20 protein-coding genes are annotated in these 23,199 nt (G+C 68.3%); 8 read left to right on the top strand and 12 right to left on the bottom strand.

Annotation, left to right across the window (positions count from 1 at the left end):
- Window positions 1–9: 9 nt before the first annotated feature.
- Both argS and ASD47_RS26650 read right to left on the bottom strand, forming a co-directional pair.
- On the bottom strand, window positions 10–1,842 hold the full coding sequence (gene argS / locus ASD47_RS12970) for an arginine--tRNA ligase (protein ID WP_056756939.1): 1,833 nt from the start codon (window positions 1,840–1,842) through the stop codon (window positions 10–12).
- Entirely contained in the window at window positions 1,839–2,546 is a 708-nt protein-coding gene (locus ASD47_RS26650) for a hypothetical protein (protein ID WP_056756936.1), read from the bottom strand. Before ASD47_RS26650 ends, argS begins: the two co-directional genes overlap by 4 nt.
- A gap of 158 nt (window positions 2,547–2,704) precedes the next feature.
- On the opposite strand from ASD47_RS26650, the gene ispH reads away from it, so the two are divergent.
- Complete coding sequence (gene ispH / locus ASD47_RS12960; RefSeq protein ID WP_056756932.1) at window positions 2,705–3,676, top strand: 4-hydroxy-3-methylbut-2-enyl diphosphate reductase; 972 nt, start codon at window positions 2,705–2,707, stop codon at window positions 3,674–3,676.
- Window positions 3,677–3,857: 181 nt separating this feature from the next.
- Here ispH and ASD47_RS26645 read toward each other — a convergent pair whose 3' ends face one another.
- The gene (locus tag ASD47_RS26645; protein WP_156402232.1) at window positions 3,858–4,115 is read right to left on the bottom strand and encodes a hypothetical protein; all 258 of its coding nucleotides are present in this window, start codon (window positions 4,113–4,115) and stop codon (window positions 3,858–3,860) included.
- Window positions 4,116–4,197: 82 nt separating this feature from the next.
- Between ASD47_RS26645 and thrB the strand changes: the two genes are divergently transcribed.
- The 5 genes from thrB (at window position 4,198) to ASD47_RS12935 (ending at window position 8,722) form a co-directional block, all read left to right on the top strand.
- Complete coding sequence (gene thrB / locus ASD47_RS12955; protein ID WP_056756930.1) at window positions 4,198–5,160, top strand: homoserine kinase; 963 nt, start codon at window positions 4,198–4,200, stop codon at window positions 5,158–5,160.
- Window positions 5,157–5,606 carry a ribonuclease HI gene (rnhA, locus tag ASD47_RS12950; protein WP_056756927.1) on the top strand — a complete coding sequence of 150 codons (450 nt, stop codon included), beginning with the start codon at window positions 5,157–5,159 and terminating at the stop codon, window positions 5,604–5,606. The genes thrB and rnhA overlap by 4 nt, the downstream gene beginning before the upstream one ends.
- 361 nt (window positions 5,607–5,967) lie before the next feature.
- On the top strand, window positions 5,968–7,083 hold the full coding sequence (locus tag ASD47_RS12945) for a putative urea ABC transporter substrate-binding protein (RefSeq protein ID WP_056756924.1): 1,116 nt from the start codon (window positions 5,968–5,970) through the stop codon (window positions 7,081–7,083).
- 62 nt (window positions 7,084–7,145) lie between these two features.
- Window positions 7,146–7,961, top strand: coding sequence for an ABC transporter permease (locus ASD47_RS12940; RefSeq protein WP_056756922.1), 816 nt, complete (start codon window positions 7,146–7,148; stop codon window positions 7,959–7,961).
- The gene (locus tag ASD47_RS12935; RefSeq protein WP_056756920.1) at window positions 7,961–8,722 is read left to right on the top strand and encodes an ABC transporter ATP-binding protein; all 762 of its coding nucleotides are present in this window, start codon (window positions 7,961–7,963) and stop codon (window positions 8,720–8,722) included. Before ASD47_RS12940 ends, ASD47_RS12935 begins: the two co-directional genes overlap by 1 nt.
- Here ASD47_RS12935 and ASD47_RS12930 read toward each other — a convergent pair.
- The 9 genes from ASD47_RS12930 to ASD47_RS12890 form a co-directional block, all read right to left on the bottom strand.
- Window positions 8,719–9,039 (bottom strand): DUF3892 domain-containing protein, encoded by a 321-nt coding sequence (locus ASD47_RS12930; protein ID WP_056756917.1) that lies wholly within the window; start codon window positions 9,037–9,039, stop codon window positions 8,719–8,721. The two genes, ASD47_RS12935 and ASD47_RS12930, sit on opposite strands and share 4 nt — an antisense overlap.
- A 169-nt stretch (window positions 9,040–9,208) precedes the next feature.
- Complete coding sequence (gene atzF, locus ASD47_RS12925; protein ID WP_056756915.1) at window positions 9,209–10,993, bottom strand: allophanate hydrolase; 1,785 nt, start codon at window positions 10,991–10,993, stop codon at window positions 9,209–9,211.
- Window positions 10,990–14,682, bottom strand: coding sequence for an urea carboxylase (gene uca / locus ASD47_RS12920; protein ID WP_056756912.1), 3,693 nt, complete (start codon window positions 14,680–14,682; stop codon window positions 10,990–10,992). Before uca ends, atzF begins: the two co-directional genes overlap by 4 nt.
- A gap of 9 nt (window positions 14,683–14,691) precedes the next feature.
- The gene (locus ASD47_RS12915; RefSeq protein ID WP_056756911.1) at window positions 14,692–15,318 is read right to left on the bottom strand and encodes an urea amidolyase associated protein UAAP2; all 627 of its coding nucleotides are present in this window, start codon (window positions 15,316–15,318) and stop codon (window positions 14,692–14,694) included.
- Between the two features lie 11 nt (window positions 15,319–15,329).
- Window positions 15,330–16,154, bottom strand: coding sequence for an urea amidolyase associated protein UAAP1 (locus tag ASD47_RS12910; protein ID WP_056756908.1), 825 nt, complete (start codon window positions 16,152–16,154; stop codon window positions 15,330–15,332).
- A complete protein-coding gene (locus ASD47_RS12905) occupies window positions 16,151–16,627 on the bottom strand; it encodes a CopG family ribbon-helix-helix protein (protein WP_156402231.1) in 477 nt (158 codons plus the stop codon). Before ASD47_RS12905 ends, ASD47_RS12910 begins: the two co-directional genes overlap by 4 nt.
- A gap of 211 nt (window positions 16,628–16,838) precedes the next feature.
- Window positions 16,839–19,904 carry a TonB-dependent receptor gene (locus ASD47_RS12900; RefSeq protein ID WP_056756901.1) on the bottom strand — a complete coding sequence of 1,022 codons (3,066 nt, stop codon included), beginning with the start codon at window positions 19,902–19,904 and terminating at the stop codon, window positions 16,839–16,841.
- 315 nt (window positions 19,905–20,219) lie between these two features.
- Complete coding sequence (locus ASD47_RS12895) at window positions 20,220–20,549, bottom strand: NIPSNAP family protein (RefSeq protein WP_056756978.1); 330 nt, start codon at window positions 20,547–20,549, stop codon at window positions 20,220–20,222.
- Window positions 20,550–20,617: 68 nt separating this feature from the next.
- Window positions 20,618–21,037 carry a rhodanese-like domain-containing protein gene (locus tag ASD47_RS12890; protein WP_056756899.1) on the bottom strand — a complete coding sequence of 140 codons (420 nt, stop codon included), beginning with the start codon at window positions 21,035–21,037 and terminating at the stop codon, window positions 20,618–20,620.
- 86 nt (window positions 21,038–21,123) lie between these two features.
- Between ASD47_RS12890 and ftrA the strand changes: the two genes are divergently transcribed.
- Together ftrA and ASD47_RS12880 are read left to right on the top strand one after the other, a co-directional pair.
- Window positions 21,124–22,134: a transcriptional regulator FtrA gene (gene ftrA, locus ASD47_RS12885; RefSeq protein ID WP_056756896.1), complete on the top strand. Its 1,011-nt coding sequence runs from the start codon at window positions 21,124–21,126 to the stop codon at window positions 22,132–22,134.
- Between the two features lie 31 nt (window positions 22,135–22,165).
- A complete protein-coding gene (locus ASD47_RS12880; protein ID WP_056756893.1) occupies window positions 22,166–22,786 on the top strand; it encodes a hypothetical protein in 621 nt (206 codons plus the stop codon).
- Window positions 22,787–23,199: the final 413 nt, after the last annotated feature.

The following is a 23,199-nucleotide window of genomic DNA, read 5'->3' as shown; positions in this document are numbered from 1 at the left end:
CGTCGCGCCCTACATCCGCTCCGGCGCTTCGATGCCCAGCAGGTCCAGCGCCAGTTCCAACTGCTTCAGCGTCGTCTGCGCCAAGGCCAGGCGCGAGGCCCGGACGGACGGCTCGTCGGCGCTCAGGATCGGGCAAGCGGCGTAGAACTTCGAGAAGGTCTGGGCCAGCTTGTAGGCGTGCTCGGCGATGAAGTTGGGGGCCTTCTTGTCGTAGGCCTCCGACAGTGCGCCCTCGAACGCGTCCAGCAGCAGGGTCAGGTCGCGCTCGGCCGGCTCGCCGACCACGATCGGGCCGGAGGCGACGTTCTGCTCGGTCGCCTTGCGCAGGATGCTCTTGATGCGCACCGACTGGTACAGCAGGTAGGGCCCGGTCTTGCCCTCGAAGCTGGTGAAGCGGTCGAGATCGAAGACGTAGGACGTGCCGCGGAAGTTCTGCAGGTCGGCGAACTTCAGGGCCGCGATCCCCACCTTGTGGGCGATGTCCTCGAAGACCTCGGGCGTAAGATCGGCGCCGAGGCCGGCCTCGCGCAGCCGTTCGCGGGCCTTCTCGCGCGCCATCTCGATCAGGTCGTGCAGCTTCAGAACCCCGCCGGCGCGGGTCTTGAACGGCTTGCCGTCGGCCCCGTTCATGGTGCCGAAGCCGATGTGCTCCAGCCCGCCCGGCTCGGCGTAACCGGCCAGGTAGGCGGCGCGGAACACCTGCTCGAAGTGGTCGGCCTGGCGCTGGTCGACGCAATAGAGGACCAGATGCGGATCGAACGACTGGCGGCGGTCCAGGATCGTGGCCAGGTCGGTCGTGCCGTACATGGCCGAGCCTTCCGACGACACCACCAGCAGCGGGTCGGGACTCTCGACCTCGACCACCGAACCGTCGGGCAGCTTCTTCTTCTTGGTCTCGCCCGGACGGGCGACGCGGACGATCCGGGCGCCCTGGTCGTCGACCAGCAGGCCCTTGGCCTCCAGCTCGGCGATCATCCCCGGGATTAGGTCGTTGGCGTCGCTCTCGCCCTTCCACAGGTCGAAATCGACGCCCAGTGCATGGAATTCGCGCTCCAGCGCCACGCGGCTGACCTCGACGAAGCGGGTCCAGATCGCGCGATAGGCGTCGGCTCCGCCCTGCAGCAGGGCCGTGGCCCGGCGAGCGCGGTCGCGGAACGCGTCATCGGTCTTGGCCTGGGCGGCGGCCAGCGGATAGGCGCGGTCCAGATCCTCAAGGCCCAGGTCGCGCAATTGCAGATGGACCTGAGCGCTCGCTTCATCGCCGACGAACTGGCCCGTGGCTTCGGATATCCAACTGTCGAACAGGCCGCGCTCGTCGCCGACCGAGACGATCAGCAGGCCCATCTGGAAGCCCCAGTCGCCGAAGTGGGCGTCGCCCAGCACCTGGTCGCCGCGGAAGCGGTACAGGCGCTTGATCGACTCGCCGATGATCGAGGCGCGCAGGTGGCCCACGTGCATCGGCTTGGCGACGTTGGGGCCGGCGTAGTCGACCAGCACCCGGCGCGGCGCGGGCAGAGGCTCGGCCCCGGCGCGCGGGTCGGCGGCGATCTCGCGGGCCCGGACCGACAGGGCCTCGTCGCTGACGCGCATGTTGATGAAGCCGGCGCCGGCGATCTCGACCGAGGCCAGGCGCGGGTCGGTCTTCAGGACCTCGACGACCTGCTCGGCGATCTCGCGCGGATTGCGCTTGGCGCTCTTGGCGGCCGCCAGGGCCCCGTTGCATTGGAAGTCGGCCAGGTCGGGCCGGTCGGACGCGGTGACGCGACCGAAGTCGGGAGACAGTCCGGCGGCCTGGAAGGCGGCCGCGGCCGCCTCGCTCAGGGACCGCTTCAAATCACTCATGGCTTGGCGACGTTTCCAGGTTGGGTCTGGGCTTGCTGGGTCTGGCCGGCGTTGACGCGGAAGCGCTTGCCGTCACGGTTGAAGGCGGCCATTTCCGGGGTCACGTCGAAGCCGATCAGGACCTCGAAATTGCCGCCGCTGACCTTTTCGTCGGCGCGCGGGATGGTGATGGTCTTCAGGGTCTCGGTGGCGTAGACGCGGTCCTGGCCGTCGCGGAAGTTCACCGGCAGGTCGAAATATTCCTTGGCCAGGACGTCCTTGTTGCGCTCGGTCACCGCGACCCAATAGCGATAGGTCTTCTGGCCGCCCGTCGCCTGCGGGCCGCGGCCCAGCTCGAACAGGATCTGGACCTGCATCTTGATCGGGTCGTTGCTCTTGTAGGCGCAGCCGGAGGACAGGCCCTGGATCTCGCCGGTATAGGCGGTCTGGGCGGCGGACTCCTTGCCGTCCTTGAACTCGACATAGCGGCTGGCGTCGTACAGCACCTTCACATAGGGGCACGGGCCGGCGTTGCGCAGTTGGGCCAGCGGAGCCTTGGGCTGGTTCCATTCATCATCGCGCTTCTTCTTCTTGGCGACCTGATCGTCGCCGCCGCCCTGGTCTTGGCTGCCCCGGCCGCCCGCTTGGGCGTGGGCGGTCGCCGCCGTGGCGGCGATCGAGAGAGCCATAAGGGCGCTGAGGGCGACGGAGAGAGTGCGGCGCATGAAACGTCCGGTTCGAGATTGCAAAGCTTGAGCGGGAATTCCCGCCAGCGTCATGGAGCCTGATAAAGGCATATGCGTGACGTCGCAATGCGCAGCAGATTTCACGCAGTTGCGGCCGGATGCTGGCGCGGATGGCCCGGAACCCTTAGGTTCGGCCCATGAACGCCCATTCGCCCATCCCCTCCCCCGGCCGCCGCGAGCTCCGCGTGGTCATGGCCAGCCCGCGCGGCTTCTGCGCCGGCGTCGACCGGGCGATCCAGATCGTCGAGCGGACGATCGAGAAGTTCGGCGCGCCGGTCTATGTGCGTCACGAGATCGTCCACAACCGCCATGTGGTCGACCGCCTGAAGGCGATGGGCGCGGTGTTCATCGAGGAGCTGCACGAGGCCCCGGCCGACCGCCCCGTGGTGTTCTCGGCCCACGGCGTGCCCAAGTCGGTGCCGGCCGAGGCCAGGTCGCGCGAGATGGTCTATCTGGACGCCACCTGCCCGCTGGTCTCCAAGGTCCATGTCGAGGCCCAGAAGCACTATGACGCCGGCCGCGAGATCGTGTTGATCGGCCATGCCGGCCATCCCGAGGTCGTCGGCACCATGGGACAGCTGCCCGAGGGCGTGGTCACCCTGATCGAGGACATCGACGACGCCCGCGCCTGGGTCCCCCGCGACCCGGCCAACGTGGCCTTCCTGACCCAGACCACCCTGTCGGTCGACGACACGGCCGCGATGGTCGACCTGCTCAAGCAGCGCTTCCCGGGCATCGCCGCCCCGCACAAGGAAGACATCTGCTACGCCACCACCAACCGCCAGGAGGCGGTGAAGTCGCTGGCCGAGGCCTCCGAGCTGGTGCTGGTGGTCGGCTCGAGGAACTCGTCCAACTCGGTGCGGCTGATGGAGGTCGCCAAACGGGCCGGGGCCGCTGAGGCCCAACTGATCGAGGACGCGCGCGGCATCGACTGGTCGTGGTTCGAGGGCGTGACCACGGTCGGCCTCACCGCCGGGGCCTCCGCGCCGGAAGACCTGGTCCAGGGCGTGATCGACGCCATCGCCACCCGCTACGACGTGACCGTCGACGAACTGGTCGAGGCGCGCGAGACGGTGACCTTCAAGCTGCCGCGGCTGCTGACGACTTGAAGCGATGACGCCCATTGCCCGTCATCCTCGGACTTGTTCCGAGGACCCCTGCCTCAGCTTCGCTGAAGCCGCCGGGTGCTCGCGGCGCTAACGTTGCTCGGCTCACGAATGACAGCCCTGCGGAACAAGAGATCCTCGGAACAAGTCCGAGGATGACGGGCGTTGGAGTCGGGAGGTCAGGTCAATTGGTCGGATTGGCCAGAGCGCTGAATGTCTCGCCATACTCATCCATGATCTCGGCGCCGAGTTCGACCTGGCGGATGACTTCCAGATCGGCGGCGCTGTCCGGCTTCGCAAGCGCTTCGAAGGTGTTTCTGTAGCGGGCCATAAAGGCTTCTCCGCGCGCGAACCGTTCATCCGCAAGCCTCTCAGTCGACGGCGCGGGCTCACCCTGCCCCGTCGAGACCGCAGGCTTGTCGCCGTCTGGTTCACCCGTCATGGATCGTCTCCTTCCAAAGCCATTCTAGCACAAAACCGACGACGCTCTTGACCGCCAGCGCCCCGTCCCGCATCCCCGCGCCATGGCCGTCTATACCGACATCACCGACGACGAACTCGCCGCCTTCCTGGCCGACTACGACCTGGGACAGGCCGTGGCGTTCAAGGGCATCGCCGAGGGGGTGGAGAATTCCAACTTCCTGCTGGAGACCGAGAGCGGCCGGTTCATCCTGACGGTCTACGAGCGGCGGGCCAAGCCCGAAGACCTGCCCTATTTCCTCGACCTGCTGACCTGGCTGGCCGATCGCGGCTATCCCAGCGCCAAGCCGATCGCCGACCGCGCGGGCGCGACCCTGAAGACCATCCGCGGCAAGCCCGCCGCCCTGGTCGAGTTCCTGCCCGGCCTGTCGGCCCGCCGCCCGACCGTGGCTCATTGCCGCGAGGCCGGCGAGGGCCTGGCCTGGCTGCACCTGGCCGGCGAGGGCTATCCGGCCCGCCGCGCCAACGACCTGGGCCAGCCTCACTGGGCGCCGCTGTTCGCCAAGCACCGCAAGGCCGCCGACGGCCTCAAGCCGGGCCTCTCCGCCACGATCGACAAGGACCTGGCCGAGCTGGCCCTGTCGTGGCCGCGCGGCCTGCCCACGGGCGTGATCCACGCCGACTACTTCCCCGACAACGTGTTCTTCAAGCCGGACGGCAAGTTCGCGGCGGCCATCGACTTCTACTTCGCCTGCGACGACGCCTTCGCCTACGACATCGCCGTGACCCTGAACGCCTGGTGCTTCGAGGCCGACGGCAGCTTCAACATCACCGCCGCCCGGGCGCTGGTGGCCGGCTATGAACGCCGCCGACCGCTGAGCCCCACCGAGCGCGACGCCATTCCGATCCTGGCGCGCGGCGCGGCCATGCGCTTCTTCCTGACCCGCCTGGCCGACTGGGGCGCCACCCCGGCCGGGGCCCTGGTCAAGCCGAAGGACCCGCTGGAGTACGAGCGCAAGCTGGCCGTGCACCGCGAGGGCCTCAGCCTGTTCGGGACCGGCGCGTGACCCCGAAACTGGTGATCTATACCGACGGCGCCTGTCGCGGGAATCCCGGCCCCGGCGGTTGGGGCGCCCTGCTGATGTACGGCGACAAGAAGAAGGAAATCATGGGCGGCGAGTTGGCGACCACCAACAATCGCATGGAGCTGATGGCCGCCATCCAGGCCCTGGAAGCCCTGAACAAACCCACCAAGGCCGAACTGCATACCGACAGCCAGTACGTGATGAAGGGCGTCACCCAGTGGATCCATGGCTGGAAGGCCAAGGGCTGGAAGACCGCCGACAAGAGCCCCGTCAAGAACGTCGACCTGTGGCAGCGTCTCGACGCCGCCCGGGCGCGCCACGAGGTCGACTGGCGCTGGGTCAAGGGCCACGCCGGACACGTGCACAACGAACGCGCGGACGAACTGGCGCGCCTGGGCATGCTGAAGGCCCTGGGCGAGCATCGCTGAAGGCAGGACATCCTTTCAGCCCGGCGGCCGCTCAGGTGATCCAGTAGCGACCGCCCCGCGCCGTGAGGCCTTCACGCAGGAAAGACCAGATATTCGCCATCGATCTGGACAGCATCCTTGCGCCCTCACATGTCTGGCTCGAACGGTGGCGAGGCTGGCGGCGTCGGCAAACCCGGCTGGCGACCCAAGACGGGACGCACGTCCAAACGGCGCGTGATGCGGCGCCTCCGGGCGGGATTGGCCTGCTTTTTCGGCAGAAAGGCCGCGATGGAACAGCCGCCGTAGCCGGTCGTCGGTATTACGATTGCGACAACTCGTAATATGGAAAACGCTCTCTTCAAGCCAATCGAGGGAGCCGCCGATGAGTGTCCTGTTCACCCGCAAGCGTTTCGTGGCGGCCTTGGCCGTGTCCTGTCTGGCGCTGGCGTCGTGCGGGCCCAAGGCCGCCAGCGACAAGGCCGCGCCTACCGCCTCGGGCGCCGCTGCGGCCAAGAGCGAGTACAAGATCGGCTGGACGATCTATGCCGGCTGGATGCCGTGGGCCTACGCCCAGCAATCGGGTATCGTCAAGAAATGGGCCGACAAGTACGGCGTCAAGATCGAGCTGGTGCAGATCAACGACTACGTCGAGTCGCTGAACCAGTATTCGGCCGGCAAGCTGGACGGCGTCACCGCCACCAACATGGACGCCCTGACCGTGCCCGCCGCCGCCGGCAAGGACACGACGGTGGTGATGATCGGCGACTACTCCGACGGCAACGACGGCGTGGTGCTGAAGAACGGGACCAGCCTGGCCGAGCTCAAGGGGCGCCCGGTCAATCTCGTCGAGCTTTCGGTGTCGCACTACCTGCTGGCCCGCGCGCTCGAGAAGGCCGGCCTGAAGATGAGCGACGTCAAGACGGTCAACACCTCCGACGCCGACATCGTCGCCGCCTTCGGGGCGGCCGACACCAAGGCCCTGGTCACCTGGAACCCGCAGCTTTCCGAGGTGAAGAAGATGCCCGGCGCGACCGAGGTCTTTGACAGCTCGAAGATCCCCGGCGAGATCCTGGACGGCCTGATGGTCAGCACCGAGGCGCTGAAGGCCAACCCGAACCTGGGCAAGGCCCTGACCGGCATCTGGTACGAGACCATGGCCCTGACCGTGGCCCAGACGCCGGAAGGCAAGGCCGCGCGTGAACAGATGGCCAAGCTGTCGGGGGCGGATCTCGCCAGCTTCGAGGGGCAGCTGAAGACCACCCACCTCTATGCGGAGCCGAAGGCGGCCTTGGCGGCCACGGTCAGCCCGGATCTGGTCACCGCCAACGATCGCGTACGCAAGTTCAGCTTCAGCATGGGCCTGTTCGGCCAGGGCGCGAAGTCGGTGGACGACATCGGCATCAGCTTCCCGGGCGGCAAGACCCTGGGCGATCCGAACAACATCAAGCTGCGCTTCGATCCCAGCTACGTGCAGCAAGCGGTCGACGGTAAGCTCTAGCCAACACGGCGCGTCTCCGCTCCCGGCGGGGACGCGCGTCCTTCACCTTACGGTCAGCGATCATGCGCCTGTTGAACGTCAGACCCCGGGGCGGACTCGCGGTCCTGCTTGGGGCCCTGCCGCTGCTGGCGGCGGCGCTGCTCTATCTGATGGCCTCGCAGGCCCGTCACGCCGACAACCCGCGCGACAAGCTGCTGCCGACGCCGACCGCCATGGTCGAGGCCGTGCAGCTGATGGCCCGGGTCGATCCGCTGACCGGCCACGCGCCGCTGGTGGTCGACACCCTGGCCAGCCTGGAACGCATCGGCCTGGCCCTGCTGATCGCCACGGCGCTGAGCCTGATCCTGGGACTGGGCCTTGGCCTGCTGCCGCTGCTGCGCGCCAAGTTCGGACCCCTGGTGGCGGCGATCGCCGTCATTCCGCCGATCGCGGTCCTGCCGGTCCTGTTCATCGTCTTCGGCCTGGGCGAGACCGCCAAGATCGCCCTGATCGTCATCGGGGTGACGCCGGTGATGGTCCGCGACCTGGCGGCCCACGTCGGCTCCATCCCCGAGGAACAGCTGGTCAAGGCCCAGACCCTGGGCTCCAGCACCTGGCAGTTGACCCTGCGCGTGGCGCTGCCCCAGGCCATGCCGCGCCTGATCGACTCCCTGCGGCTGTCGCTATGTCCGGCCTGGGTCTACCTGATCTCGGCCGAGGCGATCGCCGCCGACGTCGGTCTGGGCTACCGCATCTTCCTGGTCCGCCGGTACCTGTCGATGGACATCATCCTGCCCTACGTCGTCTGGATCTCGATCCTGGCGGTGGCGATGGACGTGACGCTGAGGCTGATCGCCCGCCGGGCCTATCCCTGGGCCTATCCGGAGAGGGCGCGCTGATGGGCCTGCTGACCTTCCGCAACGTGTGGGTGGAGTACGGCGACAAGGTCGTGCTCGAGCGGGTCGACCTGTCGATCGCCCCGGGCAGCTTCGTCTCGATCGTCGGGCCGTCCGGCGCGGGCAAGAGCACCTTCCTGCGGCTGATCATCGGCCAGGAGGCTCCGACCCGCGGGGCGATCGACCTCGACGGCGAGAAGCTGCGGGCCGAGCCGGGACCCGACCGCGGGGTGGTCTTCCAGAAGTACTCGGTGTTCCCGCATCTGTCGGCGCGCGACAACGTCGTCTTCGGCCTGGACTGCGCCGGTTCGCCGCTCCTGGGCAGGCTGACGGGCGCGCGTCGCCGCAAGGCGCTGGAGGAGGCCGACGCGATGCTGGCCGCCGTGGGGCTGGCCGACAGCGGCGACCTCTATCCGGCCAAGATGTCGGGCGGCATGCAGCAGCGGCTGGCCATCGCCCAGGCCCTGATCAAGAAGCCCCGCATCCTGCTGCTGGACGAGCCGTTCGGGGCCCTGGATCCGGGCGTCCGCCTGGACATGCACGAGCTGATCACCGGCCTTTGGCGCGACAACGGCCTGACGATCATGATGGTGACGCACGACATCAAGGAGGCCTTCAAGCTGGGCACCCGCGTGCTGGCCTTCGACAAGCGCCGCCGCGACCCGCACGCCCCGCATCGCTACGGCGCCACGGTCGTCTACGACTTCCCGCTGGACAAGCCTGGAGCGGTCGGGCCGGAGGCGCTGGCGGGGCTGGGCGGCTAGGCGACCAGAGCGCTGGCCGCCAGTTGCGCCTCGAACGCAGGATTGGCTGGAAGCTTCAGGAGTTCGTGGGGCTCGTTGCGGTCGTTGGCCGTCTTCAGATAGCGCGCGCCGGTGCGGCTGGTCAGGGCCTCGACCTTCACCTCGACGCCGTCGCGCAGCACGAAGAACCGACGCTGGCCCGCGTCGGCCAGCTTGACCGCCTGGCGGATCGTTAGCGACCAGGGCTCCGGCGTATCGCCGCCGACATGGGAAATCCGCTCGTAGGTGGTGTGGCGTCCGTTCTGGGCGATCCAGGTGATTTCGGCGTGTCGGGTCATCGTAGTTTCCGGGTCCGGGCAGGCGCGCGCCGAGACCCGGCCAGGCGACTGTCGCGTGGTCGGAACGTCGAGACGATTGTCTGCTGTGCAAGGGCGCCGAGTTCAGCGCGTGCGCAAGCCTAGCAGGTTTTCCGCGATTCCGGGGAAAAATGCTTGGAAGTCCCGCTCCTTAGCCCGCCAGCGACGCGATATAGGCCCGCCAGCCGCCCAGTTCGGTGATGTCCGTCGCGCCGTTCAGGGCGCGGGGCTCGGCGACGAAGCCCTTGACGGAGGTCCCGTCCTCCAGGGTCACCGTGCCGATGGCGAGCGGGGCGGGCACCTCGGCCGTGAAGGCGCCGAAAGCCTCCACACCCAGTTCGTAGACTTCGACGGCGATCGACGCGCCGCCTTCGCCGACATGGACCAGCGCCGGTTTGGGCGGGGTCGAATTGGCGATGGCGTAGAGCTTGTACGCCGGCGCGGTCGTTGTGGCCGACACCAGGCGGGCCTCGCGCGAGGTCAGCTGCCAGTGCAGCGGCATGCCGGCCAGGTGCGCGCCGACCACGGCCAGCTTCACGCCGGGCTTGTGGGGCGTCAGGTCCAGCGGGGGCGTGTCGGCCATGGGGAAGGTCTCCAGGTAGCGGGCGGCCAGGTCCAGCAGCGCGCGGTCGGCGAAGGCGGGGCCGACCAGCGTCACGCCAAAGCCCGTTCCGTCGGCGCGGAAGCCGGCCGGAACGGCCAGGGCGGAAAGGTCCAGCAGGTTCACGAAGTTGGTGTAGAGGCCGAGGTTGGCGTTCAGCGCCAGCGGCTCGGCTTTCAGCGCCTTTACCGTGCAGATGGTCGGCGTCGTGGGCAGGAACAGGACGTCGGCGACGTCCCAGATCGCCTTGGCGGCCCGGCGGTGGCCTTCCAGCGCATAAAGGCCCCGGAAGGCCTCCACGCCCGTGACGGCCAGACCACCCTGGATTATGGCCCGCACGGTCGGCTCGATGGCGCTGGGCGAAGCCCGTAGCAGGGGCTCGATCGCGGCGGTCCGCTCGGCCACCCAGGGACCGCTGTAGAGCAGCTTGGCCGCGTCCAGCAGCGGGCCGATGTCGACCTCGACGGGAACGCCGCCGGCCGCCTTCAGTCTCGCGACGGCCGCGCCATAGAGAGCCTCGGACTCGCCGTCGCCGAAGAAGATGCGCTGTTCCGGCAACGGGATCGCGAACCGCAGGCCTTCCATGGCCAGGGTCGAAGGGGTTTCGGGCGCGCGGCGGGAATAGTCGTCCTCGGGATCGAAGACGGCCAGCACCGTGTCCACCCGCGCCGCGCCGGCGAGGTCGGCGGCGAAGACGCTGATGCAGTCCAGCGAGCGACAGGCGGGCACCAGGCCCCGCGTGCTCCAGCGGCCCTTGCTGGGCTTGAGGCCGACCAGGTGGTTGAACGCCGCCGGCACCCGGCCCGAGCCGGCCGTGTCGGTGCCGAGCGCAAAGGCGACCAGACCGGCCGCCACGGCGACGGCCGATCCGGAGCTCGAGCCGCCGCTGACGAACGCCTGGTTGAACACGCAGCGCGGCGCGCCGTACGGACTGCGCGCGCCCACCAGGCCGGTGGCGAACTGGTCTAGATTGGTCTTGCCGATCAGCAGCGCTCCGGCCGCGACCAGCCGTTCGACCACGGTCGCCGAGCGCGCCGGCGTGTAGGCGAAAGCCGGGCAGGCGGCGGTGGTCGGATAGGCGCCGACGTCGATATTGTCCTTCACCGCGAACGGAACGCCGGCCAGCGGCAGGGTCTCGCCGGCGGCGACGCGGGCGTCGACCGCCCGGGCCTGGGCCAGAACCGCTTCGGCCGGCAGGCGTAGCGTCCAGACCTGCGGCTGGACCAGGTCGTATTCCGCGATCGCGTCCAGGGCCGCCTGGGCGACCTCGACCGCGCTGGCGCCGGCGTTCACGACGGCGGCGATGGCCTCGACGCTCAGGCGCGCGAACCTCACGCGGCGGCCTCCAGGTCGGGGGTCACGGCGATGACGGGCGCGCCCGCGGCGATGGCCTGCGAAGGCTGGGCGTAGACCGCGCTGACGACACCGGCCACCGGGGTGGAGACGTCGCACTCGGCTTTCATGGCCTCGATGATCGCGATGACCGCACCCGCCTCGACCCGCTGCCCCGGCTCGACCAGCACCTTCCAGACATTGCCGCCCAGCGGCGCCTCGACCAGATCCGCGCCCGGCGGGACCTGGACGGCTTCCGTCTCCGTCTCGGCGTCGGCCACGCTGGACAGCGCCTCGACCCGCGCGAACTCGCCCCTGGCCTCCCAGTCGGCGCGCTCGGCGTCGAACGCGGCCTGGCGGTTGGCCTGGAAGGCGGCGATGCCCTCGGCGTTCTCGGCCAGCATCCTGCGGTAGTCCGAGAGGCGGAATGTCTCCTCCTCGATGCGGATCCGGCGGCGGCCCAGCGGGAAGTCGCGCCGCCATTCGGTCAGCTCCTCGGCGCTGACCGGGAAGAAGCGGATCTGGTCGAAGAAGCGCAGCAGCCAGGGCTTGCCGTCGGTGAAGGCCTCGGTCTGCCGCCAGGTGTTCCAGACCTGAATCGTCCGGCCGAACAGTTGGTAGCCGCCCGGCCCCTCCATCCCGTAGATGCACATGTAGGCGCCGCCGATCCCGACGACGTTGGGCGGCGTCCAGGTGCGGGCCGGGTTGTACTTGGTGGTCACCAGGCGGTGGCGCGGGTCGACGGGGGTGGCCACCGGCGCGCCCAGATAGACGTCGCCCAGGCCCATCACCAGGTAGCGGGCGTCGAACACGATCCGGCGGACGTCCTCGATGCTGTCGAGGCCGTTGGCGCGACGGATGAATTCGATGTTGTCCGGGCACCAGGGCGCGTCGTCGCGGACGGCCTGCATGTACTTGTCGATCGTCTGGTAGATCGCGGGATCCTTCCAGCTCAGCGGCAGGTGGACGACGCGAGAGGGGATCTCGAAGTCGTCCAGCCCGCCCAGCCGATCCTCGACGGCGATCAGGATCTCCAGCAGCCGCGCCTGGGTCAGGCGGCGGCTGTCGTAGTGGACCTGCAGAGAGCGGATTCCCGGCGTCAGGTCGATGACGCCGGGCAGCGCCAGGCCTTGCAGGTCGAGCAGCAGGGCGTGGATCCGCAGACGCAGCTCCAGGTCCAGCACGATCGGGCCATACTCGACCAGCAGGTGCTGGTCGCCCTGGCGGCGATAGGTGACGTGCGGGCGGTGACCGTCGGCGGGGAGTTCGGCCAGGATGGGGCTGTCCCCCTCCGTCGGCTTCGCCGCCACCTCCCCCAGGGGGGGAGGATCTATGGCGCCCAGATGCTCCCCCTCTGGGGGAGCTGTCGCGGAGCGACTGAGGGGGCTCACCGCGCCGAGCAAAGCTTCCTGTTTGGAAAGAGCGGAAGCCGCCGCCGCGTCGTTCACGACCGCGAAGCGGACGGTGTCGCCCGGCGCCAATTGGCCGGCCTTCCAGAGGTCGGCCTGGATGATCACGAACGGACAGACAAAGCCGCCCAGCGACGGGCCGTCCGGACCCAGGATGATCGGCATGTCGCCGGTGAAGTCGACCGCCCCGATGGCGTAGGCGTTGTCGTGGATGTTCGAGGGATGCAGCCCGGCCTCGCCGCCGTCGCGCCGCGCCCATTCGGGCTTGGGCCCCACCAGGCGCACGCCGGTGCGGTTGGAGTTGTAGTGAACCTTCCAGTCCGTGCCGCCGATCATGGCGACGTCGGCCGGCGTGAAGAAGTCGGGGGCGCCGTGGGGGCCGGGCAGGACGCGGATCGTCCAGGCCTTGTCCAGGACGGGACGCAGGGTAGACGGCAGGGGCGAGGTCGGGGACAGGCACATGTGCCTGTCCCCATCAGCCAACCGCAGCGCGTCGCCAGCCGTCAGGTTCCGACCGGCATGGCCGCCGAAACCGCCCAGGGTGAAGGTCGAGCGGCTGCCCAGATAGGCCGGTACGTCCAGCCCGCCCTGGAACAGCAGATAGCCGCGCAAGCCCGCCTCCAGCGCCCGGCCGATCTTCAGCACCTGACCGGGCTGGACGGCGAGCGGCGCGTAGAGCTCGACCGGCGCCCCGTCCAGACGAGCGTCGAACCGCGCGCCGGTCAGGCAGACGACGGCGGCGCGGTTGAACTTCAGCGTCGGGCCGAGGGCGGTGATCTCCAGGCCGGCGGCGTCCGCGCCATTGCCCAGCAGGCGATTGCCCAGCCGGAACGACAGGGCGTCCATCGGTCCCGAGGGCGGCACGCCGACGTCCCAGTAGCCCTGGCGGCCCGGCCAGTCCTGGACGGTGGTGGCGGGCCCGCCGCTCAGCACCTGGACGGTGTCGGGTGTCCAGGCCACGGTCTCCAGGGCGCGGGTCGAGACCTCGCCGCTGACGAACGGCGCGCTGCGAACCACGGCGCGCAGCCAGTCCAGATTCGTCTCAATGCCCGAAAGGCGAGTGTCGTCCAGCGCCTGCTGCAGCGCCGCCACCGCCGCCACGCGGTCCGGAGCGGTGACGATCAGCTTGGCCAGCATCGGGTCGTAGAAGGCGCTGACCTCGGTCCCGTCGACCACCCAGCCGTCGGCCCGGACGCCGCCCGGGAACACGACCTCGGTCAGGACGCCCGAGCTGGGCCGATAGTCCTGCGCCGGATCCTCGGCATAGAGCCGCACCTGGATCGACGCGCCTCGGGGTTCGGGCGGCGGGGCGTCGAGAAAGGCGAAGTCGCCGGCCGCGCCGCGCACCATCCACTCGACCAGGTCCACGCCTGTGACCTGCTCGGTCACCCCGTGCTCGACCTGCAGGCGGGTATTGACCTCCAGGAAGAAGAAGTCGTCGCGATCGGCGTCGTACAGGAACTCGACCGTGCCGGCGGACTTGTAGTTCGCCGCCGAGGCCAGGCGCACGGCGGCGTCCAGCAGGGCCGCGCGAGTGGCGGCCGGCAGGCCGGGGGCGGGGGTCTCCTCGACGACCTTCTGGTTGCGCCGCTGCAGCGAGCAGTCGCGCTCGCCCAGGGCCACGACCTTTCCGGCGCCGTCGCCGAACACCTGCACCTCGACATGGCGCGCCTTGCGGACATAGCGCTCCAAGAAGACGCCGCCGTCGCTGAAATTACCGGTGGCCAGGCGCTGGACGGCGGCGAAGGCCTCCTCGACCGCCTCCGCGCTCTCGCAGACGCGCATGCCGATGCCCCCTCCCCCGGCCGTGGCCTTGAGGATCACGGGGAAGCCGATCCGCTCCGCCGCCTCGCGCGCGGCCTGGGGATCGACCAGCAGGTCGGTGCCCGGCGCCAGCGGCACGCCGTGGGCCTGGGCAAGGTCCCGCGCCGTGTGCTTGAGGCCGAAGGCGCGGATGTTGTCGGGCGTGGGACCGACGAAGGCGACCCCGGCGCCTTCGCACGCCTGGGCGAACGCGGCGTTCTCGCTGAGGAAGCCGTAGCCCGGGTGGATGGCCTGGGCGCCCGTGGCCTTGGCCGCCGCCAGCACCAGGTCGGCGCGCAGATAGCTCTCGGCGGCCGGGGCCGGGCCCAGGCGCACGGCCTCGTCGGCCAGGGAGACGTGCAGCGAGCCGGCGTCGGCGTCGCTGAACACGGCCACCGACTTCACGCCCATGGCCTTCAGGGTGCGGATGATGCGGCAGGCTATGGCGCCGCGATTGGCGATCAGGACCTTGTCGAACATGGCGCGGTCCTACTGGGCGATGATCATGCGCACCGGCGTCGGATTGAAGCCGTTGCAGGGATTGTTGATCTGCGGGCAGTTGGAGACCACCACCACCACGTCCATCTCGGCGCGCAGGTCGACATAGAGGCCGGGCGCGGAGATCCCGTCGACAATGCCCAGGGCCCCGTCGACCTCGACGGGGACGTTCATGAACCAGTTGACGTTGCTGACCATGTCGCGCTTGCCGCGGCCCTGGCCGGCGTTGGCGACGAGGAAGTTTTCGACGCAAGCGTGCTGGGCCTTGGTGTGATGGCCGTAGCGCAGGGTGTTGCTCTCGCACGAGCAGGCCCCGCCGATGGTGTCGTGATAGGCCACGGCCGTCGCCGTCACCGTCATCATCGGCGCCCCCTCGTTGGACAGCAGCACCGAACCCTCGCGCAGGAAGATGTTGTTCTGGGCGGCGATGGTGTCCTGGGCGCTGTAGCGCTCGGCGTCGTCGGCGGCGCTGTAGGCCAGGAAGTCGACGGCCTGGTTGCCCTCCAGGTCGACGATGCGCAGCGTCTGGCCCGCTTTGACCGTATGCAGCCAGGGGGCGCGGGCGGGAACCACCTCGTCATGGATGATGTCGTTCAAGGCGGGGGGATCGAACGCCATGGCCAGGGTCCTCAGCGCGAAAAATAGTCTTCGACGTTCAGGAAGGCGCGGAGGCCTTCGGGCGTCGCGTTGCGGATAGGGTCGTCCTGCGGCGTGACCGCCCCACGCCAGGCGGTGGCGCGCAGCGGGGTGACGGCGTAGTCCGGGCGGGGGTCCAGCACGTGCGGGCAGTTGGCCAGGACCACGATCAGGTCCATCTCGGCGCGCAGGGTCACGAACCGGCCGGGCGCGTAGGGGCCGACGTCGATCACCGTCTCGCCTCCCTGGCCAATGCGGACCGCCTTGAACAGGTTGAGGCAGGGGTGGATGTCCTTGCGACCCAGGCCGAACTTGGCGACGCCCAGCGAGAAGCGGTCGCGGGCGTTGGGATGGGCGCCGTGATTGAAGCCGTCGCCATACTTGCGGGCGTTGCTGGCCTGGTTTGAGGCGCCGCAGAAGGCGTCGTGCGTGCCGGCCTCGTCCTCGACGAGGCTGGCCAGCACCCGGCCCATGTCGGACAGCAGCAGGCGGCCCGGGCCGAGATAGCCGTTCCACTGCACCTTCAGGGTGTCGGCGATGTTCAGGCGCTCGATCGGGCGTTCGGCGTTGAAAATCAGCAGCGAGACGGACGCGTCGCCGGCCAGGTCGGTCAGGCGCAGGCGCGAGCCTCGGGCGATCTGGCGGCTGGCGTAGCCGCCGGGCGCGATGATCTCGTCCCAGACGAGATCGCCGGCCAGGACGCCCGGGGGCAGGTCGACGGCGGCGCGGGCCGGGACGGTGGGCATGGCCTCGACGCGGGTTCCCGCCTGGGCGCGGGCGTGAGCCTGGGCGGCGTAGGGCGTCGCGGTGTCGCTCACGGGGCCTCTCCGTCGGGCTCGTCGCCGTGGAAGTGCAGCGGCGGCAGCAGGGCGGTGGTGGTGACAAGCTTGATCTGTTGGACGCCGCGCACCTTGCGGAGGTCGTCACACAGATTCTGCAGGCGCTCGGACGGGCCTTGGACCAGCAGGACCTCCATGGCCTGGTCGTCTTCCAGGAAGACGTTCTGGGCCGAGATCACTTCCTTCACGTAGCCCAACTGGGCCTGGGCCAGGGCGTGACGCACCCGGCCGCTCTCGGCGCGATAGATCAGGGTGATTGTGCCGGCCAGCACCGCGTCGGGGCGTTCGCCGCTGTGCTCGGCCAGTTCATGGCGGATCAGTTCGGCGATCATTTGCGAGCGGCTGGGCAGGCCGCGCTCGGCCACCATGGCGTCGAGCTGGGCCATCAGGTCGGCCGGCAGGCTGATGCTCAGCCGCGCCAGGGTGGAAGAGGACGTGTCCATGTCGGGCATCCATCGGCGATATTACGAAGGATGCAATATGTAATACTGAACGCGCCATGAGGTGCCCCCCGGGCGCCCGGGTTTTGAGCGACGAGCGCATGATCCTTACGCAGTGAACTCCAGTCCCGCTCCACCTCACGGTGCGATTGGTCGTCGGCCGAAAAAAGAGGCCGGTCCACGAATGGACCGGCCCTCAGGCGCTTCACGAGGAGAGTGAAGATTAGAAGGTCGCGCGCGCCGTCAGGGTGTAGGTGCGACCGTCATAGTCGACCCAGCGCGAGACCCGATGGTCGTTCTCGTATTCGAACCGCTTGGCGTTGGTCAGGTTGTAGGCGTCCAGCGACAGGGTGAAATTGTCGGTCACATTGTAGGAGGCCGACAGGTCCAGCTGGCCGCGCGGCTTCACCGAGCGGGCGCCGCCGGTGTAGGTGCCGTTGGCGTTCAGCGGGTAGTCCGAGCGGTAGTTGTAGACCGTGCGCACGCCGTACTTCGGCGTCTCGTAGTAGCCGATCACGTTGACATTGTGCTTGGAGATGCCCGGGAAAGGCGCGATCGCCGGGCTCTTGGACATGGTGTAGGCGTAGTTGAAGCTGCCGCCGAGGTTCGCCAGGAAGCCCGGCAGGAAGTCGAGGTTCTGCTGGATGTTGAACTCGACGCCCTCGACGGTGGTCTTCTTGTCGAGGTTGTAGGCGCCGCTAGCGTTGACGTGCACCTGCTTGCTGGCGCTGGAGAGGCTGGTGGCGTTGCAGTAGGTGCCGTCCCACGACAGGGCGCCGAAGCCCCAGGTCGAGCCGTCGGCCGGGCACAGCAGGGCCGGATCTGAGGTCGAGGCGATGCGGCCGGTGATGTTCTTGCGGAAATAGGCCAGCGAGATCAGGCCGTTGGGGCGGTTGTACCACTCCAGCGACAGGTCGAAGGACTCGGCCAGATAGGGCCGAAGCTTGTTGTTGCCGATCGCCACCGAGACGTCATAGACGTTGACCGAGCCCGAGCTGAGGCTGTTGTTGAGGATCTGGGCCGGGTTGACCTTGGTCGAGGGCGAGTACTGGCGCGGGTGCGGACGCACATAGGTCTTGTAATAGGCGCCGCGCAGGATCAGGTCGCCGGTGACGTCGGCCACGAAGATCGCCGACGGCAGGAAGTAGTGGTACTTGTTCTTGTATTCGTCAGTCTTGAAGTCGTTCGGCGAACCGATCGAGTCCGTGGGCGGGGTGACGCGGTCCAGCGTCGTAATGGTGTTGTCGGTGTCTTCGTAGCGTCCGCCGAAGTTGCCGCGCACGCCGTGGCCGAAGATCTGGGTGTCGTACTTGGCCTGGACGTAGAACTGATTGATATCGTTCTCGTTGGTGAAATTCTTGTCGTAATAGCTGCTGTCGGCGTACTGGATGTTGAAGCCCTGGGTCGACAGGCCGCCGCTCTGATAGGGCGTGACCGGACGGACGGCGTTCAGGAAGTCGTGGACGTTCAGGACCTGCCAGTTGTGGCTGTAGCCGTCGACCGAGCCGCCCATGAAGTCCTTCACGAACGGGGCGGTGATCATCATGCTCGAGGTGATCTTGCTCAGTTGGGCGCCGTAGGCATAGACCCGGTAGCCGGTCGACACGTACTTTTCGCGCTCGAGACGCACGCCGGCCTGCACGCTCTTGATCGGGCCGAGCGAGACGAAGCGTTCGACGTCCAGCGCCACGCTGTTGAGCTCGTTCTTGGCGAAGCTCTCGGTGCCTTGGATCTGGATCTGGTTGGTCGAATTGGCGGATGTGCCGTTGTTGTAGAACGAGGTGGGATCGTTGGCGCCGCCCCAGGTCCAGGTCTGGCCGCTCGCGATCGCGTTCTGCGGCGTGGGCGACGTCGTGTATTGGAAGCCGCCGATGTCGTCCAAACCGGTGGTGATCGAGCCGGAGACGCCGTTGCCGCCGGGGCGGGTATAGTTGTTGACGTCGACCTCGGTCTCGACCGAGGCGTTGGAGCCCGAGGACAGGGTCAGCGCCCCGGCGAAGCGCCAGTCCTCGTTGCTCCAGTCGACATTGCCGATCACCCCGTCCGACTTCTGGCGCTGCGAATAGAGGCGCGTGGAGGACAGGGCGTTGATATTGTTGAACGTATAGCTCTCGTACAGGTAGCGGCCGTCATTGGTCTGGATCGGCGTGCCGGTCGGGGTGATCACCGTGCCCGCGCCGGGGGTCGAGGACGGCGCCACGTAGTTGATCATGAAATACTGGGTGGTGTCGGGCAGGTTGCGATCGGTCTTGAAACCGATCAGGCCGATCTTGGTGTTGTCGTTCGGCTTCCATTCGAACCCGGCCGAACCCGACCAGACCTTGCCGACGTTCATGCGGGTGTATTGGCGGATGGCCGAGTTGGCCCAGACGCCGTTCGTGCCCTTCGAGCCGGTGTTGCTGGTGACATAGGGCGACGCATTCGCCTGCGACAGGCCCAGGGCCTGGCCGAGCGAGCGGCAGTACGAGGTCGCGCTCAGGGCGCAGGCGGTCGGGGAGAAGTACTGGCCATAAGCGGCGTTGAACTGGGTGGGCGAAAGGCCCGTCATCGCCGAGGTCAGATAGTCGTAATTGTTCAGCCGGATCGTGTCGCGGCGGAAGTTTTCCTTCTTGTAGGCGATCGTCCCGAACACCGCGAAGTCGTCCGTCAGGTGCTTGTTGTAGCCCAGGGTCGCGGCCGGGGCGTTCAGGTCGCCCAGGGTGTTGTGCTCGTAGGACAGCTTGGCGAAGCCGCCGTCCTTGCGCGACAGGGCCGGCGCGATCTGCAGGTCGACATTGCCGGAAAGACCGCCGGACACCGTGTTGGCCATCGGCGACTTCTGGATCACGAAGGCCGAGAAGATGTCGGAGTTGAACGCGCCCAGCGGCGAGCCCTGGTTGTCGCGCAACAGGGCGGGCCCGGCGAACGACTGGCCGTTCAGGGTGTTGCGGGCGTATTCGCCCGGCATGCCGCGCAGGTTGATGGTGGCGTCGCGGCCCTCGGCCTCACGGTTGATCTGGACGCCCGGGATGCGCTGCAGGGCCTCGCCGACGTTCAGGTCCGGGAAGCGGCCCAGGCCGTCCGACGAGATGCCGTCGGTGATTTCGATGGCGTTCTTCTTGGCGCGGACGGCGTTGGCGTAGCTCTGCTTGAAGCCGGTCACGACGACCGCGTCGAGCGTATCGCCTTGGGACGCAGCCTGGGGCGCGGCAGATTCCTGCGCTGCCGCAAGGGCGGGCAATCCTCCAATGACGGTGGCCGACAGCAGCGCGACCCTCAAGGCGCCCATGGATCCGGTTCTCAAGCTCAAGATATCCCTCCTTGCGTATTCGAGCCGCCTTGGCGGCGGCTCTTATTGGCCTGACCTCTTGCGTCATCCCACCCGGCCGGCCACGTTTAATTTCTCAGATAAATATGTTTTTGGGAATAAAATGTTTTTGAACTTATGGGAGATTTTTTTCAAGTGATTGATTTTGTTAGATTTATTTCGTTTCAATTGCGAAACAAGACGTTCGTTTTCAACGAGAAATAGAATTTTGGTTTCAAATAATGGAATTGGTCAGGCCAAAATCGGAACGCTCTCCGACTGGACGACGGCTCATAAGATCGACGGTTGGAGCGGCCTCTAGGCGCCCGGCCGCTCACAGTCCGCGTCCAGGACGGGACGCATGAAGCTGCGCTCGTAGCTGACGATGCAGCGGGTCCGGTCGGCCAGGGCCAGGGCCTCCTGGCATCGGCGATCCCCAGGGATGCTGGCGCGATAGGCCTCATAGGCGGCCAGACTGGGAAAACTGAACAGCGCCACGGCGATGTTGTTGGCGCCCTCGCCGGGCAGGAAATAGCCGTGATGGATCCCGCCCATCCGGTTGACCAGCGGGATCCACAGTTTCGCATAGGCCTCGAACTCGGCCAGCCTGTAGGGGTCGATGACGTAGCGCAGGTAGCAGGTGATCATGCGAACGCTCCCTTCGGCCGACCTGGCATGGACCCCGCGCGCGACGCGGTTCCCCGCAGCGAGGACGGTCAGGCCGCCAGGGTTCCCGGCCATGTTCCGGTCGCGAACGGCAGGCCTTCGTCTCTCCAGCCGGTGATCCCGCCAATCATCAGCTTCACGGGGCGGCCCAGCATCGCCAGCTTCAGCGCGGCCCGGTCGGCGCCGTTGCAGTGCGGTCCGGCGCAATAGACCACGAACAGGGTGTCGGCCGGCCATTCAGACATCCGCTCGGCCGTGATCTCGGCGTGGCGCAGGTGGATCGCGCCGGGTACATGGCGGCGGGCATAGGCCTGCGGCGAGCCGACCACGTGCAACAGGACGAAGTCCATCTCGCCAGCCTTCATGGCGGCAGCGACGTCGGCGCAGTCGGTCTCCAGGGCCAGGCGGCGGGCGAAGTGGGCGGCGGCTTCCGGCGACGGCGCGGCGGGGATGGCGGAAACAAAGCTCATGGCGGCCTCCTCTGTTGGGCGCCGAAGACTTGCCCCAGGCGGCGGCGGGGCGTTAGTTGGCAGGATTGACATAGGCCGTAAAGATCATGCCAAACCCCGCCGATTGCCCCGGACTTGCCAACCGAAACGTCGTCGCCCTGGCCTATGACGGCCTGTGCACCTTCGAGTTCGGGGTGGCGGTCGAGCTGTTCGGCCTGCCCCGTCCCGAGATGGGCCCGGACTGGTACGTGTTCGCCACCGCCGCGATCGAGCCGGGACCCTTGCGCGGCCTGGGCGGCGTTCAGGTGATCGCCGACGGCGGGCTTGAGCTGGTCGAGCGGGCCGGTACGATCATCGCCCCGGGCTGGCGGGGCGCCGATACGCCTGTGCCCCGGCCGCTGATCAAGGCCCTGCGGGCAGCCCACGCCAACGGCGCGCGGGTGATGTCGATCTGCTCGGGCGTCTTCGTGCTGGCGGCGGCGGGTCTGCTGGCCGGGGGGCGGGCCACCACTCACTGGCGTCACGTCGACACGCTGCGCGCCCGCTATCCCGACATCGATGTGCTGCCCGACGTGCTCTATGTCGACGAGGGTCAGGTCCTGACCTCGGCCGGCAGCGCCGCGGGGCTGGACCTGGGCCTGCACCTGATCCGCCGCGACTTCGGCCCGGAGGCGGCCAACATCGTGGCCCGGCGGCTGGTGATCCCGTCGCACCGCGACGGCGGCCAGGCCCAGTTCATCCAGCGGCCGGTGCCGACCGCCCACGAGGCCTCGCGCCTGTCGCCGATCCTAGACCGCATGCGCGCCGACCTCTCCCGCGAGCACACGGTCAAGACCCTGGCCGACGCGGCCGGCATGAGCCCGCGCACCTTCCTGCGGCGGTTCGAGGCCGCCACCGGCACGACCCCGGCCCGCTGGCTGCTGGCCGAGCGCCTGGCCCAGGCCCGCGAACTGCTGGAGACCACGCCGGCCGGCGTCGAACAGATCGCCCACACCGTCGGCTTCGGCGCGGCGGCCCTGCGCCACCACTTCCGCAAGTCCCTGGCCACGACGCCCCAGGCCTACCGGGCGCGATTCGGGGATAGGACGTGTCTTGGAGCCCGGCGAAATCCAGCCTAGGGTTGCGCCTTCCACCTCAGCCAGGACGTCCATGACCAAGTATGTTCCCGCCGTCGTCACCGGCCTCGTCGTCAGTGTGGCCCTCAGCTTCGTCCTGGGCTTCGCGGCCTCGGCGAGCGGCCAGCCGCCCAGCTCTCCGATCTGGCTGCCAGGCCTGATCTTCGGCGCGATCACCACCTTCGCGATGGCCAACCTGGTCGGGACCAAGGGCTCCAAGGCCGCCACCCCGGCCCAGAAGGAAGCCGCCCTGGCCTTTCGCGCCGAGCCGGGCCAGGCCCTGCTGATCGTGTTCCGCGAGGGCTTCGTCGGCAAGGCGGTCGGCCTGAACCTGCTGCTGGACGGCGTCGCCGCGGCCCAGCTGAAGAGCCCGCGCTTCACGGCGCTGTCGATCGCGCCCGGGGCGCACGTCCTGGCGGCCGGCTTCGGCGGCCTGGCCGCGTCGCAGAACCGACCCGTCGAGGAGCGCTTCACGGCCGCTCCCGGCGACCTGGTGGCGTTCCGCGCGGTGATGTCGATGGGCATGGCCAAGAACACCATCCGCCTGGAGCGGGTCGACGACCGCGCAACCCTGGCGGCCAAGCTCAAGGCCATGACGATGATCGCGCCGCACGCCGAGGCCGAACCTTCAGCGGCAACAAGTTTGACGGCCTGAAACGAACTCGCCGCGAAATGACCTTGGTCGCGCCGTTGCGAAGCCCGGTTCGCATCCCAATCTCTTCTTCGACGCGGACAACCCGGCTTCTCCCCCCCCGGCCGGCCCCAGCGTCCTTAGAAGCGCAGCGCCCGTGCCCTCCCCCTCGGCACGGGCGCTGTTTGCGTTTCGGCCCGCCGTCGCCGCTCAATCGAACATTGTGCTGGTAACGCTAACATTCGGCGCTATCCTAAGCTCCGAAACCTCCGGCCGCCGAGACCGGAGGATCGCGGGAGCAAACGTCATGCGGGTATCGGCCTGCGCCCTGACGATCCTGATCGCGCACGGCGTCGCCTCGCGACCGTCTCCTGAGACGCGCCCCTATGCGGGCCATCCTCGGACAGGTTTTCCAGCCCTTGTCTCAAAGCCGAAGG

This window comes from Caulobacter sp. Root1472, assembly GCF_001426985.1.
In the GTDB taxonomy this organism is placed as follows: domain Bacteria; phylum Pseudomonadota; class Alphaproteobacteria; order Caulobacterales; family Caulobacteraceae; genus Caulobacter; species Caulobacter rhizosphaerae.
Note: the sequence above shows the minus strand (reverse complement) of the source record. Positions and strands in the feature narration are given on the sequence as shown.

Excerpts from the sequence above, each read along its gene's own strand:
- argS (WP_056756939.1), bottom strand. The coding sequence starts at position 1,842 with ATGAGTGATTTGAAGCGGTCCCTGAGCGAGGCGGCCGCGGCCGCCTTC.
- ASD47_RS26650 (WP_056756936.1), bottom strand. The coding sequence starts at position 2,546 with ATGCGCCGCACTCTCTCCGTCGCCCTCAGCGCCCTTATGGCTCTCTCG.
- ispH (WP_056756932.1), top strand. The coding sequence starts at position 2,705 with ATGAACGCCCATTCGCCCATCCCCTCCCCCGGCCGCCGCGAGCTCCGC.
- ASD47_RS26645 (WP_156402232.1), bottom strand. The coding sequence starts at position 4,115 with ATGACGGGTGAACCAGACGGCGACAAGCCTGCGGTCTCGACGGGGCAG.
- thrB (WP_056756930.1), top strand. The coding sequence starts at position 4,198 with ATGGCCGTCTATACCGACATCACCGACGACGAACTCGCCGCCTTCCTG.
- ASD47_RS12945 (WP_056756924.1), top strand. The coding sequence starts at position 5,968 with ATGAGTGTCCTGTTCACCCGCAAGCGTTTCGTGGCGGCCTTGGCCGTG.
- ASD47_RS12940 (WP_056756922.1), top strand. The coding sequence starts at position 7,146 with ATGCGCCTGTTGAACGTCAGACCCCGGGGCGGACTCGCGGTCCTGCTT.
- ASD47_RS12935 (WP_056756920.1), top strand. The coding sequence starts at position 7,961 with ATGGGCCTGCTGACCTTCCGCAACGTGTGGGTGGAGTACGGCGACAAG.
- ASD47_RS12930 (WP_056756917.1), bottom strand. The coding sequence starts at position 9,039 with ATGACCCGACACGCCGAAATCACCTGGATCGCCCAGAACGGACGCCAC.
- uca (WP_056756912.1), bottom strand. The coding sequence starts at position 14,682 with ATGTTCGACAAGGTCCTGATCGCCAATCGCGGCGCCATAGCCTGCCGC.
- ASD47_RS12915 (WP_056756911.1), bottom strand. The coding sequence starts at position 15,318 with ATGGCGTTCGATCCCCCCGCCTTGAACGACATCATCCATGACGAGGTG.
- ASD47_RS12905 (WP_156402231.1), bottom strand. The coding sequence starts at position 16,627 with ATGCCCGACATGGACACGTCCTCTTCCACCCTGGCGCGGCTGAGCATC.
- ASD47_RS12895 (WP_056756978.1), bottom strand. The coding sequence starts at position 20,549 with ATGATCACCTGCTACCTGCGCTACGTCATCGACCCCTACAGGCTGGCC.
- ASD47_RS12890 (WP_056756899.1), bottom strand. The coding sequence starts at position 21,037 with ATGAGCTTTGTTTCCGCCATCCCCGCCGCGCCGTCGCCGGAAGCCGCC.
- ftrA (WP_056756896.1), top strand. The coding sequence starts at position 21,124 with ATGCCAAACCCCGCCGATTGCCCCGGACTTGCCAACCGAAACGTCGTC.
- ASD47_RS12880 (WP_056756893.1), top strand. The coding sequence starts at position 22,166 with ATGACCAAGTATGTTCCCGCCGTCGTCACCGGCCTCGTCGTCAGTGTG.